Raw genomic sequence first — 13,724 nt, 5'->3', positions numbered from 1 at the left:
AATTGACGTTTTGGAAGATAGAACATTTGAAACGAGCTGTCATCTGAACATCCTTAAAATTGGTTCCAGTTCGTGTTGCGCTAAGTTAAAAAAAATGTTTTATCAGGTATTTGACGTTGCGTGATAGTTTTCTTAACATTTTATATAGATAGTCTTTTATTACGGTCAAAGGGATGACCGAGGGAGCTTACATGGAAGTTATTACGGTTGCAAATAACAAGGGTGGTGTTGGGAAAACAATGCAGTGCTACCAATTAGCGACACACTTAGCTAATAAAGGGAACAAAGTACTTGTTATTGACCTAGATTCACAGGCCAATCTAAGTTCAACTTTTAATTTACAAATTCACAGAACTCTTATCCCTGAGTGGTTAATTGGTGACGTTACTATTGAAGACGTTATGGTTCCATCAGAAGGTAAGGGGAAATTTCATAAGAATATCACAGTTATTCCATCAAGCCGTCATATGGCCAATCTTTCTAAACTTCTCATCCTTTCAGAAGGTGAGATTAGAAAAGAAGCAGGTCGTAAGGAAAGGTTGATGAGACTTAGACTTGAGCAAGTTCCTGAAGGAATGTTTGATTACGTTGTAATCGATACTCCTCCAATGCTTGGAGATGAGCTTATTATGGCACTAGTTGCTTCAAATAGAATTCTTATCCCAACTCAGGCACAGGACTACTCAATTGATGGTCTAGAAGAGTTAATGGATACTTTCGAAATTATTAAAGAAACTGAAAATCCATCACTTGAATTTTCAATTATTCCATCAATGGTTAATACTAGAAGAAAGATTGAAAGGCAGAGACTTGAAGAACTTGCTCAATCTTTCAATATTACGCCACCAATTAGAAATCTTGTTCAAATGCAAGAATCAATTTCGTTAAGAAGACCTATCTGTAAGATGGGGAAAAAGTCTCGTGGTCACGGTGATTACACGGCACTTTGGGAATCATTAAATCTATAATCTATAATTTTTGAGACACACGGATGTGTTTCGCTTTTAAAGGGGCCATGTGTGTGTGACTGGCCCTCTTTAAAGGAAAACAGTCTCAACATAGGGAAGAGGAATTTATGGCAAAAGACTTTGCTCCAAGAGTTTCTAAAAGACAAAGAAAGACAATCGATCTGACTGAAGGTCTAGATAGTAAAGTAGTTGAAAGACTATCGGGTGATCGCCTTCTTCAAGGTGCTAAGCTTGATGAAGTTTATTTAAAAGAAATCGTAGTTAAAGAACAGGTTAGAACGAAGTTTAATGATAGCTCTCTTAAAGAGCTTTCTGAAAACATTAAGCAAAACGGTCTAATTCAACCACTTGTTCTTCATAAAGATAAGTTAGGCAGACTAGTTCTAATTTGTGGTGAAAGACGCTACCGTGCCATGACACTTATTAAGAAAGAAAAGTGTCCTTGTTTTATTCTTGATAAGAAAACAGAACAAGAGCTTATGGCAATTCAGTTCTCTGAAAACTCTTCAAGAGAAGCGCTTCATTATATTGATAAAGCAGATGGTATTCTTAATTACCAAAAAGCGACAAAAGCTAGTGAAAGAAAGATCCAAGCTGCACTTGGTATCTCTAAGTCTGAAGTTCACCGCTCACTAATGATTGCTAAAATGGGCAAGAAAATTAAAGAAGCGGCAAAAGCATTTAATATTGAGAAGTATGTTCTTCTTGAACTTGATGCTCTTGAAAAAGGTGTTCTTAAAACTAAACTTACAAAGATGCTTTATAAAGGTGAGTTGACTAAAAGAGCTGAGCTTAAGAAGGCCATTAAAGATGGTGGTGTCCTAAAAGCTGGTAAAGTTAAGAAAACTCCAACAGTTCCAAAGGGACTTACTGCTAACGCATTCATCAAGACGCTTAAATCTCAAGCTAAATCAAAGAAGCTTGATAAAGACACGCAAGCGCTTCTAAATCAACTTCTTAAAGAAACACAAAATATCGTAGATATGTAATCGCTGCTTTTAGGTGAGCTAGTTTAACTAGTTCACCTTTGGCATCGTCCTTGCAAATTATATTAGTAATTAAACATATTACTTATGTAATTTGAGGGGCTTACGATGCTAAACAAGGCAAACAAGAGAGAGAAATTTTATACACACTGTTCAAGGTTTATACAGCTAACTCTGGTAGTGTTTACTATTCAGACAGTTGCTTCTGACCTAACTTTGTTTAAAAACTTCAACCCTAGAGTGAAGATTCAAGATCGTACTCCGCAAAGCTTCTATGCAGATGTGGACTACACGCCAAAGCCTGAAGAGTATAAAACATTTCTTGATTACGTCTTTGTTTACGATAAGGCCGGCGTCCTTCAGCGTATGTCTAATCACTACCATCAGCTACAAGAACGCGATGAGTACGTAAAAAATTGGGATCTTTCTACGACGACGATCTATCGACTTTCGACTCTTGATGAGAGAAAGCGCTACTTTAATAAGCAATTTCTAAGATATATTGATAAGAGAATTTCGGGCTCTGTTAAATCTGCTAAGAAAGGCTCAACTCTTGAAGCCGTTGGAAATATGAAAGATACTCTTTCACCTAGTTCTGAAGCTGAGCTTCTACCAAATTTTAAAGTGAAGTTTAGAGCGAAGGTTCTAAAAGGTCTTGCAACAATTAAGTTTATCAATCCTTATATCGATGCAAACACACACCTTTCTTTATCTGATGGCGTGACAATGCAGCTACAAAAGAAATTTAATGATAACCGTACTATTGCCTCTGTTGATTACAATCCGGCAGGGACGACTGTTGAATTCTATGTTGAACAGGCCATCACAAATAACTTGAGAGCAAGAGCGTCTTCAATTGATATGGTAGGGGGAAGTAATGCTGACCATGTGCTGCGCATTAATTATCATGCACCATTCAATTTCTAATTAACCGAATTCGCCAAAAAAAGTCAGCTTTTGCCCTAAGCAAAAGCTAGCGCTTCCGTTACAATAGGAGTAAATTAGTCCTTATTTTACGTATAACGGAGTTAAAAAAATGAGCAATCTTCTAGATAATCCACTATACCAGGATGCCATTGCGCAATTAGAAGAATCTGCAGCAATTATGGGACTTGATCCAAACGTTGCCGACAGACTTAAACACCCAAAAAGAGCACTTCAAGTAGCAGTTCCTATTCGTCTTGACGATGGTACTGTTAAAACTTTTCAAGGATTCAGAGTTCAGCACAATATGACTCTTGGGCCTGGAAAAGGTGGAGTACGTTTTCACCCAGGCGTAGATTTAGCTGAAACAGCTGGTCTTGCTATGCTTATGACTTTTAAATGTGCCCTTGTTGGTCTGCCTCTAGGTGGAGCAAAAGGTGGTATTTGTGTTGATCCAACAAAACTTTCTCGTCAAGAGCTTCAGTCTCTAACTAGAAGATACACTACTGAGATCAACATGATTATCGGTCCAACGATTGATATTCCAGCACCAGATATTGGTACTGACGGTCAAACAATGGCGTGGATGCTTGATACATATTCTCAATTAAAAGGTTACACTGTTCCAGGTGTAGTAACAGGAAAGCCAATTACTGTTGGTGGTTCACTAGGTCGTAGTGAAGCTACAGGTAAAGGTGTTGCATTCTGTGTTAACTTTGCTGCAAAGAAACTTGGAATGACAATTGATACAAATACAACAGTTGCAATTCACGGTTTTGGTAAGGTAGCTGTTCCTGCTGCTGAGGACCTTCAAGCACAAGGTGCAAAGATCGTTGCTGTATCTGATGTTTCAGGTGCTATTTATGATCCAAATGGCCTTGATATTGAAAAAGCTGTTGCTTGGGCAAAAGGTGGACGCCTTCTTGCTGATATGGATGGAGTAGAGAAAATTTCTAACGAAGAACTTTTCGCTCTTGAAGTTGATATCTTAATCCCTGCAGCAATCGATGGTGTTATCACTGAAAAGAATGCTCACAATGTTAAAGCTAAGATCATTGCAGAAGGTGCAAACGGTCCACTTAATAAAGCTGCGATTGATATCGTAACTAAGAATGGTTCATTCCTAGTTCCAGATATTCTTTGTAACGCTGGTGGTGTTATCGTTTCTTACTTTGAGTGGGTACAAGGTCTTCAGAACTTCTTCTGGGATCTTTCTGAGATCAACAAAAAACTTCACGACATCCTAAAAGATGCTTTCGAGAATGTTTATGAAGCTCACCAGAAATATGATATTGATATGAAAAAGGCTGCTTTCGTTGCCGCTCTAAGAAGACTAGAGAGAGCAATGAGACTTAGAGGTCTTTTCCCAGGTTAAGATTTATATTACAATCATAGGCGCGTCCTTAATGGGCGCGCTTTTTTTTTATTATGAAATATATTGCAACACTTCTTTTTACATTCTGCATTTTCGCTAGTGTTACTAGTGAACTTGTTACTGGCGCTGATCGCAAGATTTTCAGCTACGCAAAGGTGTGTGAATTTTTTGGTGTAAAAGATGCAATGTTAATGAGTAAGTCTTCGACAACGAAGATCGATTGCATGGGAAAAGAGTTTGAGATTGCAAAATTTTGTGAATCTAAGTTTTCAAAAAAACTAAATTACACAAAAGCTCGCTTTGACCTTGTTGATGGAAAGGTCTCTTGTCATTTCTCTGATACTGTTATTCTTGAACTTACATGTAAAGATAAGTACGAAAAATTTTGTAAGGACGCAAAAGGCTCTTGTCAAAGTTTAAAGGGAGACTTCGCTCACTCTCTTGAAGTTTCATCTGCGATGATTCTAGAAATTTATCCTCCTCATTTAAAATGTTTTTATCAGTCAAAAGCTAAGATCCCTAATTCTAGTAATTTATAATTAAAAAAAAATTCATGACTCTTGCACTCCTAGTAATAGGAGGGATTATGCACAAGCAAATGCTAGGTCTTCTACCTCTTGGGGGGAAGGGACATTTAACAGAAATTTATGGTTATGCTTCAAAGGGAGTTCCCGGACTTGAAATTGTTGGTCTTGGTACAAAAGGAAAGTCGATAAAAGAGAAGTTTATTTTTCTCTCAAAGAAGTACAACTTGAAAATCTCACCAAAGCGCTATGTTCTGTGCATTGATGACAATATGGTTTTAGGCTCTCTAAGCTCTAAAGAAGAACTTTATCGCTGGCTTGAGTTACCACTTTTGATTCTCTATTGGTCAATGGCCGGGGTTCTTCCCATTCAAAACTTAAATGATTGTCTTTGCGCAGGAAGAATCTCAACACGAGGAAAGATTGAGCCCTTTCGATTTGATGAAACATCCCATGCTTTTTTAGAGAGATTGGATGCTATGAACTTGAAAGTGATTGCAAGCTACACCCAAGATCTTCGAGGACTTACGTACTTTATTCCCCTTGATGAGATTATTAAGTTCCCCGATGCATCATAAGTTATTGTAATTGCTACTTGAGTGGGAAAGTAATTCTTTTTCTTGTGCGTAAGTTGTGCGTAAGTTATACTAACTTTAATGGAAAAGAAAATTAGAGCAAAACTACCGATTGCAAATTGTGGACTCTTTGGAATCAGCGAGGATCACATACAGAATTATCAATCTCTAGATGATCGTTTTGTACAGAATCGTTCTGCGACATTTTTCTTTGAAGCACAAGGTGACTCGATGGAACCATTGATTATGCCCGGTGACGTCCTGGTTATCGATCGATCTTTAGAAGTAAAGAGCGGTCGAGTTGCCGTGGTTTATCTGGACGGAGAGTTCTTGTGCAAGAGATTCATTAGACAAGATGGAAAGTCCATTTTGCGCTCACACAATCCCCTGCATCGAGACATTATCATTTCAGAAGAAATGGACTTCTTGGTGTGGGGGCCAATTGTGGCCGTGGCCCGTGACATGAAAGAGTTATGAGGTTTTACGATGGAGAAAGTGTATGCGTTGGTGGATTGTAATTCCTTCTTCTGTTCTTGTGAAAGACTATTTCGACCTGAGTTAAGAAATAAACCTGTTGGTGTCTTATCAAATAATGATGGGTGCTTTGTCTCTCGAACTCCTGAGCTTAAGGCCTTGGGAGTAAAAATGGGGGACCCGTACTTTAAAGTAAGGAGGCTTTGTGAGTCACACGATGTTCATGTTTTTTCTTCTAATTTTTCTTTGTATACAAATATCAGTGATCGGGTAATGCATGTTCTTGCTACCTTCGCTCCATCAATAGAGATCTACTCCGTTGATGAAGCCTTTATTGATTTAACTGGTGTAAGCGGAGATTTAAATGAGTACTGTCAGCATATTCGAAAAACTGTGCTGCAATGGACGGGGATTCCCGTAAGTATTGGTATTGCACCAACAAAGACTCTCGCAAAAGTGGCCAATCATATTGGGAAGAAGTCACAAAAGGCGCAAGGAGTCGTGTGTATTCTAGAAGAGAGGTTGCAAGATATTGCACTTCAGAGAACTCCTATTGAAGACGTGTGGGGAATTGGAAGGAAGAATAGCGTAAAGTTAAAAAGCATTGGAATTAAAACGGCGTATGATTTTAAGAAGTTCAAAAATACTCATGTCATACAAAGACTTTTAACTAAGCTAGGTCGCATGACTCAAGATGAGTTACGAGGAATTGCCTGTTTTGAGTTAGAAGAAGCTCAGCCTAAAAAGAAAGAAATTCTATGTTCACGAAGCTTTAGTACAAGTGTTGTGGATCTAAAAAGCTTGCGAGAATCAGTGGCCAATTATGTAACAAATGCCAGTGAGAAAATGAGAAATCAGCAGAGCTTGTGTTCAACTATTGAAGTTTTTTGTTTAAGTGATCCACATAAGATCGATCAAACGCCATATTATGGTAAAGACAAAGTTAAGCTTCTTGGTCCAACAAGTGATACCAGAAAAATTATCAAGTATGCATGGGCGGCCCTTGATGATCTCTTTCGCATGGGGGTTTGTTTTAAAAAGGCCGGAGTAAAGCTTGGAGACTTTTCAGATTCAGAGATTATCCAACAAAGCCTATTTGAAGAATTAGATGATCCACGAAGTGTGAAGCTAATGGAAATCATTGATAAAATTAATCGACGAGAGGGAAGTGGCATGGTTAGGTCAATGGCCTGTGGGGTCGATAATCAGGCATGGAAAATGCGAAGGGAGAAAGTTTCTTTGCGCTATGTCACAGGTTGGAGCGAATTGCCAAAATGTTCGTAGTGTCAGCGATGACATATATTGCCATTAGTTGATGACGTGACTATAATGACGAAATGAGCATATTTAAAGACAAGATTAATATATTTGAAGCAGTAATATTAACATCAATCGCCCATATGGTATTCTTTGGAATGTATTTTGCGAAAGCGAATCCTCAATGGTTTAGCGATGTTTACACAGTTGAAGATGGATTCTTAGAAATACAACAGGCCATCTATCTACTACTCGTTTCATTTGTCTGTCTGTGGCGCTACTTTAAGTTAAAAGGTACAAAGCCAAAATTATTCTCATTTGCGCTTCTTGGTTTTGCAGCACTTTTCTTTTTTGGATTTGGAGAAGAGATTGCGTGGGGCCAAAGAATTTTCAACGTGACTGCGCCTGAGTTTTTTCAGCAATACAATACACAAAATGATATTACACTCCACAACTTAAAATTCGGTGATTTCAAAGTTAATAAAATTATCTTTGGTCTTATTGTCGGAATTATTGTTGGTGTTTATGTATTAATTCTTCCATTTCTCTATAGAGCAATTGGTTTTATTCAGTATCTTGTTGATGACTTTGCAGTTCCTGTTCCAAAGTTAATGCACTCTCTTTTTTATCTTTTAATGTTTATTCTAGTAAGCTTAATTGATCACGGTAAAAAAGGAGAAGTTGTAGAACTTGTTGGGTGTGCAATGTTCTTCGTTATTTTCTTATTTCCTTATAACGACAAGACTTTCCAGAGGTCATAAATGAAAGACTTCGATGAGTTAAATGCCATAAGCGAATTAACTTGTATCGAAGACCCACTCATTCGTTGTCGTGAAATTACACGTATTAATCATGAAGGTGAGAGCTATCCAATTCATAGTTTTGAAATTGGTAGCTCAGATCCAAGCGCTCCGGTTCTAGGTTTATTTGGTGGTATTCACGGACTAGAAAAAGTAGGGACACAAGTCGTTGTTACTTATCTTTCTTCATTATTTAAACAACTATCTTGGGATGAAGAGTTAAGACGAAGCCTAGAGAAGTTTAGAATCGTATCGATTCCTCTTATCAATCCATGGGGCATGTATCATCATCGCCGCTCTAATCCAAACAATATTGATCTTATGAGAAACTCACCATCGCGAACTCATGAGAAAACAAAATTTCTACTATCAGGACATAAGTTATCAGATAAGCTTCCATGGTATCAGGGAAATAGTGATCAAATGGAGCATGAACTTCAAACTCTAGTAGACTATGTGAAAGAACATATATTTGAATCTCAGCGTGCTATCTCTGTCGACTTCCATTCTGGTTTTGGCCTAAGAGATCGACTTTGGTATCCTTATGCCAGAACGCTTACACCTTTTAAGCATATAACAGAAATGGAAAACCTAGAGCACTTATTAAATGAAACCCATCCTCATCATATTTATCGAATAGAGCCGACATCTGAAAGTTATACAATCCAAGGTGATGCCTGGGATTATCTATATGATGAGTATTTAGAAAAAAATCCAGAGGGAGTCTATCTACCTTTAACTCTTGAGATGGGAAGTTGGATTTGGGTTAAAAAGAATCCATTACAAATATTTAGAAGAGGAGGATTATTTAATCCTCTTAAGTCTCATCGATATGATCGAACGATGAGAAGACATATTATGCTAATTAAATTTCTCTTTCGAGCTGTTGGAAGTTCTAAAGCATGGGTGAAAAGGTAAGTTATGAATTGGTTGCTTCTTAGGGGTTTAGCAAGAGATAGTCGACATTGGTATGAATTCCCTGACTATGTAAAAAAAATGAAAGGCACAAATCATGTCTTTGCAATTGATTACTTGGGTGTTGGTAGCAAGAATGAAGAGAAGTCTCCATTAAAGATATCTGATTATGTTGAAGATATGAGAAGTGATTGGCTAAAACTTAAAGAAGAAAATGATGGCCCGTGGAGTGTTATCGGAATTTCAATGGGGGGAATGATGGCCCTTGATTGGTGTGAGCGACATAGCGATGACTTTGAACATGCCGTTCTTCTTAACACTTCAACGAGTGACTCAGGGAAAATTTATCATCGTATGTCTCTTGAGGCAGTAACGACCTTTTCAAAACTGGCCTTTAATAACAATCACCGCGAACGAGAAGAAAAGGCCTTATCTTTAACTGTTAAGATGAAAGAGTTGTCTGATGATTTACTTGATGCATATGCTGCATATTTTGAGGAAAGACCTCTTAATCGCGCTAACTTTGTAAGGCAGTTAATTGCGGCATCACACTACCGTTTACCTAAGAAATTGAAAACGGATGTCTTGTTGCTTGCAGGCAAGCAAGATAAGCTTGCAAATTATAAATGCAGTGTTGAAATTTCTAAAAGGCTTGGTGCCGCGCTTGAACTACATGAACAAGCGGGACACGATTTACCTCTAGACGATCCTGAATGGATCATTAAAAAGATTGAAGAGCATTACTTAGATAGTAAATAAACATCTTCTTTTAATGGCCCATAAGAGCGTGCATTAAGGGCCGCTTTTATATGTGGCCATTTAACTCTTCTCTTCCATTTTTGCCATTTTGCTAAAATTCTTAAATTCTTACGATACTCTAAAGGAGTTTTTGATTCTGCAGTAATAACCACAGTGTTTTCTTTCTCTAGAAATGAAGAGATATTTGCGTAGCTAATTGGCTCAACATTCATCTCAAGAGTTTGCTCGTAAAAGTAAGAACGACGATCAACTAGTGCTACATTTTTATCTTTGAAAAGACCTTGAGCGGCTTGTGGAACAGGTAAGATGTAAAATTGAGATGCAACAACTGACCATAAGAAAATTAAATATAGTCCCATCGTGTTGAAAGCAATGAGCATCTTTCTTTTAAGAATGAAAATATTTGTCACAATAATTAGAGCAACAAATAGTAAATTGGCAACGATCGTTACTCCATCAGAAAAATAAAGGAGTAGGCATCCAATGGCCAAAAATAGGATATTTATTGGCAAGAAGATAAAAAGGATACCTTTTGCCTTTTCTCGAATAGTTTCAATATCAATTTGCAAGAGCATGAAAACCATTAGGAATGGAATTGATGGTATTGCATAGTGGTGTGATCTCTGAGATGGAATTAACCATGTGATAAAGAAACATAAAAAATGTGCAAAGAAAAAATATGTTTCATTATTTAAGTTCTTAAAGTTTTCTCTTACTTTCTTCCAAGCAAATGGAAGAATTAATAACCATGGAAGAGAATAGAGAATGAGTCCTTGGAATACCTTAATCATTGGCATTGGCTTTTGATCAAATTTTCCTACATTTTCTCTTACGAAGAAGTAATTGAAAAACTCTTCACCATAGTTTAGATAACTAATGAAGTACCAAAGACAACTCAAAATAGTAATCGATAGAAAATAGAAAAAGCACTCTTTAATAATAAAGCGCTTTTCTTTCTTGAATAAGAAAGCTTGATAAAGAGACATTGCAAGAAAGCTCATAACAATTGAAACAGGGCCTTTGATTAGAGCTCCTGCCGCTCCAAAAAGAATCGCCCAAATAAAATACTTTTTAGCCTTTGTCTTTAAGTAGTCAAAAAGAAAGAGTGAGCTAATAAATGGAAGAAGAGATAGAGATGTTTCCATCATAAATGTTCGACCAAATTTAATAGCACCATAACCTCCTAAAAAGAAGGCCAGAGATAATAGTGGTTCAATATTAAATCTTCTTTTTAACCAAACTGCAGTCAAGATACCGAGAGCGATTGTAAGAAATGCCATCGACGCTCGTGCACCTGTTAAAGAAGATTCTCCCATTAGTACATAAATAGGAAACGGCAGCCAGAAATGAACTGGTGGTTTTGACCAATGTCTCTCTCCGCGATAGTGGGGTGTCATAATATTATTTGTGTCATACATATCTTGTGATATTTGCACATATAATGATTCTGTCCCTTGTCTTGGGGCACTAATATTTCCAATGTCCCAAAAGTAGAAAATTGAAAATAGGAATGTAAAAATAATAAATAAATTCTTATCTGAAACTTTTGTCATATTTATAAACTTCGTTTTATTTTGATAAGGTTTTAACCATATCTACGTATTTCTCTTCAACTTCAAATTTTTTGCCAAGACACTTCTCTAAGTTTTCGACAACAATTTGACCATTTTGTTCTGCTGTAACAATTGCAGTTTTTCCTTCAAGAAGTGATTTAACAGCAAGATGTCCCATTTGGGTTGCAATAAAGCGATCACGACCAGTAGGGTTTCCTCCGCGTTGAATATGTCCTAGGATACAAACACGTGAATCAATCTTGTGATCTTCAAGAAGTTTGTTGTGAACGTAGTGAGACAGACCTTCAGTTTCCCCTTCAGCAGCAATGATGATTGAAGAACCTTTTCCACGCTGAAGTCCACGTTTAATATCTGTCGCAATTGTGTCAACATCAACATTACTTTCATCTTGAATAGGGAAGATAATATTTTCTGCTCCAGTACAAAGTCCTACGTGAAGAGCGATAGCAGGAGACTTTCGCCCCATTACTTCAACAATGAATGTACGATCGTGTGAGTGTGCAGTGTCACGAATTTTATCCACGGCCTCAATAGCAGTTTGAACGGCAGTATCAAAACCGATTGAATAATCAGTTCCTTCAATATCATTATCAATTGTTCCAGGAATTCCAACTACTGGAACACCATGTTCCTTGTGAAGCTCCCAAGCACCATTAAATGAACCATTACCACCAATAACAATTAAGGCATCAATATTCTTTCTCTTGAGAATATGTGCCGCTTCTCTTCTTATCTCTGGTTGCATAAATTCAGGACAACGAGAAGTTTGAAGAATTGTTCCACCTTTTTGAAGAATGTTACCAACACTTGCGGCATCCATTTTGTGTTGCGATCCTTCGAGTAGACCTGCAAAACCACGACGAATTCCATAAATCTCAATATCATTTGCAATACAAGTACGAACGACTGCTCTAATCGCACAGTTCATCCCGGGGCTATCGCCACCGCTACAAAGAACAGCAATTGTTTTAATCGACTTTACATCTTTTTCAACTTCACTCATAAAATTTCCTATTCAAAAATATGATGGCCAGTAAAACTTGCTGGACGATCAATCCCCATAATATAAAGACAAGTAGGTGAGACATCCATTAGCGAATGATCCCCCGGTGCTATAGTAAAAGCTTTATCCTTTAATGCGCTATTGATAACACAAAACGGTACCGGTGCTCCTGTATGAGCTGTATGTGGTGTTCCATCCTTATGTACCATTTGGTCACTATTGCCATGATCGGCAGTGATAATAATAGTTATATTTTCATCAAGACATTTTTGTACTAGTTTTCCTACGCACTCATCAAGTGTTTCAATAGCATGAACTGCAGCTTCATATTTACCCGTGTGTCCAACCATATCTGAGTTTGCAAAGTTTACGACACTAAAATCAAAGTCACTTATTTTAGAAATTAAATTCTCTGTTACTTCTGGCGCACTCATTTGTGGCTTTTCATCATAAGTTGAAACTTCTTTTGGCGAAGGAATTAGAAAATGTTCTTCATTTGGAAAAGGCTTCTTTTCTCCACCATTAAAAAAGAATGTTACGTGTGCATACTTTTCAGTCTCAGCAATCTTTAATTGCTTCTTTCCAATACTACTTAAGTACTCAGTCATTGTTCCTTGAAGCTTCTCTTTATCAAATAAAATTGGAAGTTCCATTTCATCCGGAATAAATGGCGTCATACATAGAAACATTGCTGGAAAGAATGGCCTTTCAAACTCAGTAAACTCTGGATAGTTAAATGCCATTGTTAACTGAATTGCGCGATCGGGTCTAAAATTTGTAAAGAAGACGCAGTCTCCTTCTTTAATAGCGTAGTCTTTATTAAAGAGTGTCGGCGATACGAACTCATCAGTGCGACCAGCTTCATACTCACTATTGAGATATTCAATAGGTGATAAGTCAGTCACATCACCATGACCTAGGAACATATCATATGCTAATTTAATTTTTTCCCAACGGCGATCACGATCCATTCCAATTGAGCGGCCTTGCATTGAAGCAAAGTGTGATCCTTCAAAATCAACGATCTCTTTTAAATACATTTCACCACATGCTGGCGGTGTATCTCTACCATCCATGAAAGCATGTAAGAAAACTTCAATACCTTCTTTCTTAAGACATTTGATGATTTCTTTCGTGTGTTCAATATGTGAGTGAATTCCACCGTCCGAAAGAAGTCCCATGAGGTGAATGCGATTATTATTTTGCTTTGCTACTTCAATGAGTTCCTTTAGTTTAGGAAGTTCACCAAAAGTATGATTCTTAATTGCTTCATTAATACGAACTAAATCCTGGCGAATGGCACGTCCCGCACCTAAGTTCATATGGCCAACTTCCGAATTTCCAACAACACCTTTTGGAAGACCTACTAAAACACCGCCTGCTTGGATCGTTGTAAATGGATAACTTTTAAACAATTCATCCAAAACTGGAGTTTTTGCATCTCGAATCGCATTCTTTTCTGTGTTTTCACTAATCCCAAAGCCATCTAGGATGACAAGAAGGGCCTTTTGGCCAATATTTTTAATCGACATAAATTGATTCCCGTTAAAAGCTTATTCAATCCTTATTCTAATACTACCCAAAGATTAG

14 protein-coding genes are annotated in these 13,724 nt (G+C 37.4%); 11 read left to right on the top strand and 3 right to left on the bottom strand.

Going from position 1 to position 13,724, the window contains the following annotated elements:
* Nucleotides 1-191 precede the first annotated feature (191 nt).
* From ACMAYS_RS07535 to ACMAYS_RS07485, 11 genes are all read left to right on the top strand, one after another.
* Nucleotides 192-968, top strand: coding sequence for a ParA family protein (locus ACMAYS_RS07535; RefSeq protein ID WP_158246927.1), 777 nt, complete (start codon nucleotides 192-194; stop codon nucleotides 966-968).
* Between the two features lie 107 nt (nucleotides 969-1,075).
* Nucleotides 1,076-1,957, top strand: coding sequence for a ParB/RepB/Spo0J family partition protein (locus ACMAYS_RS07530; protein ID WP_103218828.1), 882 nt, complete (start codon nucleotides 1,076-1,078; stop codon nucleotides 1,955-1,957).
* Between the two features lie 177 nt (nucleotides 1,958-2,134).
* On the top strand, nucleotides 2,135-2,881 hold the full coding sequence (locus ACMAYS_RS07525) for a hypothetical protein (RefSeq protein ID WP_146037899.1): 747 nt from the start codon (nucleotides 2,135-2,137) through the stop codon (nucleotides 2,879-2,881).
* Between the two features lie 109 nt (nucleotides 2,882-2,990).
* Nucleotides 2,991-4,253, top strand: a complete 1,263-nt coding sequence (locus ACMAYS_RS07520; RefSeq protein WP_103218830.1) for a Glu/Leu/Phe/Val family dehydrogenase — start codon at nucleotides 2,991-2,993, stop codon at nucleotides 4,251-4,253.
* A 53-nt stretch (nucleotides 4,254-4,306) separates the two neighbouring features.
* Nucleotides 4,307-4,792, top strand: coding sequence for a hypothetical protein (locus tag ACMAYS_RS07515; protein ID WP_103218831.1), 486 nt, complete (start codon nucleotides 4,307-4,309; stop codon nucleotides 4,790-4,792).
* A 47-nt stretch (nucleotides 4,793-4,839) separates the two neighbouring features.
* A complete protein-coding gene (locus ACMAYS_RS07510; protein WP_103218832.1) occupies nucleotides 4,840-5,355 on the top strand; it encodes a hypothetical protein in 516 nt (171 codons plus the stop codon).
* Between the two features lie 78 nt (nucleotides 5,356-5,433).
* Nucleotides 5,434-5,829 (top strand): LexA family protein, encoded by a 396-nt coding sequence (locus tag ACMAYS_RS07505; RefSeq protein WP_103218833.1) that lies wholly within the window; start codon nucleotides 5,434-5,436, stop codon nucleotides 5,827-5,829.
* Between the two features lie 9 nt (nucleotides 5,830-5,838).
* Nucleotides 5,839-7,110 (top strand): Y-family DNA polymerase, encoded by a 1,272-nt coding sequence (locus tag ACMAYS_RS07500; RefSeq protein WP_412463032.1) that lies wholly within the window; start codon nucleotides 5,839-5,841, stop codon nucleotides 7,108-7,110.
* 53 nt (nucleotides 7,111-7,163) lie between these two features.
* Nucleotides 7,164-7,844: a hypothetical protein gene (locus ACMAYS_RS07495; RefSeq protein WP_103218835.1), complete on the top strand. Its 681-nt coding sequence runs from the start codon at nucleotides 7,164-7,166 to the stop codon at nucleotides 7,842-7,844.
* A complete protein-coding gene (locus ACMAYS_RS07490; protein WP_392990685.1) occupies nucleotides 7,845-8,801 on the top strand; it encodes a DUF2817 domain-containing protein in 957 nt (318 codons plus the stop codon).
* Nucleotides 8,802-8,804: 3 nt separating this feature from the next.
* Nucleotides 8,805-9,557, top strand: coding sequence for an alpha/beta fold hydrolase (locus tag ACMAYS_RS07485; RefSeq protein WP_103218837.1), 753 nt, complete (start codon nucleotides 8,805-8,807; stop codon nucleotides 9,555-9,557).
* On the opposite strand, the gene ACMAYS_RS07480 is transcribed toward ACMAYS_RS07485, so the two are convergent.
* From ACMAYS_RS07480 to gpmI, 3 genes are read right to left on the bottom strand one after another with little or no spacing between them, the layout of a single operon-like run.
* The gene (locus ACMAYS_RS07480) at nucleotides 9,539-11,110 is read right to left on the bottom strand and encodes an ArnT family glycosyltransferase (RefSeq protein WP_392990689.1); all 1,572 of its coding nucleotides are present in this window, start codon (nucleotides 11,108-11,110) and stop codon (nucleotides 9,539-9,541) included. The two genes, ACMAYS_RS07485 and ACMAYS_RS07480, sit on opposite strands and share 19 nt — an antisense overlap.
* 16 nt (nucleotides 11,111-11,126) lie before the next feature.
* Complete coding sequence (gene pfkA, locus ACMAYS_RS07475) at nucleotides 11,127-12,134, bottom strand: 6-phosphofructokinase (protein ID WP_199177567.1); 1,008 nt, start codon at nucleotides 12,132-12,134, stop codon at nucleotides 11,127-11,129.
* Nucleotides 12,135-12,142: 8 nt separating this feature from the next.
* The gene (gene gpmI / locus ACMAYS_RS07470) at nucleotides 12,143-13,666 is read right to left on the bottom strand and encodes a 2,3-bisphosphoglycerate-independent phosphoglycerate mutase (RefSeq protein WP_412463031.1); all 1,524 of its coding nucleotides are present in this window, start codon (nucleotides 13,664-13,666) and stop codon (nucleotides 12,143-12,145) included.
* Nucleotides 13,667-13,724 lie beyond the last annotated feature (58 nt).

This window comes from Halobacteriovorax sp. RT-2-6, from assembly GCF_047085025.1.
Lineage (GTDB): Bacteria > Bdellovibrionota > Bacteriovoracia > Bacteriovoracales > Bacteriovoracaceae > Halobacteriovorax_A.
Note: the sequence above shows the minus strand (reverse complement) of the source record. Positions and strands in the feature narration are given on the sequence as shown.

Excerpts from the sequence above, each read along its gene's own strand:
- ACMAYS_RS07535 (WP_158246927.1), top strand. The coding sequence starts at position 192 with ATGGAAGTTATTACGGTTGCAAATAACAAGGGTGGTGTTGGGAAAACA.
- ACMAYS_RS07530 (WP_103218828.1), top strand. The coding sequence starts at position 1,076 with ATGGCAAAAGACTTTGCTCCAAGAGTTTCTAAAAGACAAAGAAAGACA.
- ACMAYS_RS07520 (WP_103218830.1), top strand. The coding sequence starts at position 2,991 with ATGAGCAATCTTCTAGATAATCCACTATACCAGGATGCCATTGCGCAA.
- ACMAYS_RS07515 (WP_103218831.1), top strand. The coding sequence starts at position 4,307 with ATGAAATATATTGCAACACTTCTTTTTACATTCTGCATTTTCGCTAGT.
- ACMAYS_RS07510 (WP_103218832.1), top strand. The coding sequence starts at position 4,840 with ATGCACAAGCAAATGCTAGGTCTTCTACCTCTTGGGGGGAAGGGACAT.
- ACMAYS_RS07505 (WP_103218833.1), top strand. The coding sequence starts at position 5,434 with ATGGAAAAGAAAATTAGAGCAAAACTACCGATTGCAAATTGTGGACTC.
- ACMAYS_RS07500 (WP_412463032.1), top strand. The coding sequence starts at position 5,839 with ATGGAGAAAGTGTATGCGTTGGTGGATTGTAATTCCTTCTTCTGTTCT.
- ACMAYS_RS07495 (WP_103218835.1), top strand. The coding sequence starts at position 7,164 with ATGAGCATATTTAAAGACAAGATTAATATATTTGAAGCAGTAATATTA.
- ACMAYS_RS07490 (WP_392990685.1), top strand. The coding sequence starts at position 7,845 with ATGAAAGACTTCGATGAGTTAAATGCCATAAGCGAATTAACTTGTATC.
- ACMAYS_RS07485 (WP_103218837.1), top strand. The coding sequence starts at position 8,805 with ATGAATTGGTTGCTTCTTAGGGGTTTAGCAAGAGATAGTCGACATTGG.
- ACMAYS_RS07480 (WP_392990689.1), bottom strand. The coding sequence starts at position 11,110 with ATGACAAAAGTTTCAGATAAGAATTTATTTATTATTTTTACATTCCTA.
- pfkA (WP_199177567.1), bottom strand. The coding sequence starts at position 12,134 with ATGAGTGAAGTTGAAAAAGATGTAAAGTCGATTAAAACAATTGCTGTT.
- gpmI (WP_412463031.1), bottom strand. The coding sequence starts at position 13,666 with ATGTCGATTAAAAATATTGGCCAAAAGGCCCTTCTTGTCATCCTAGAT.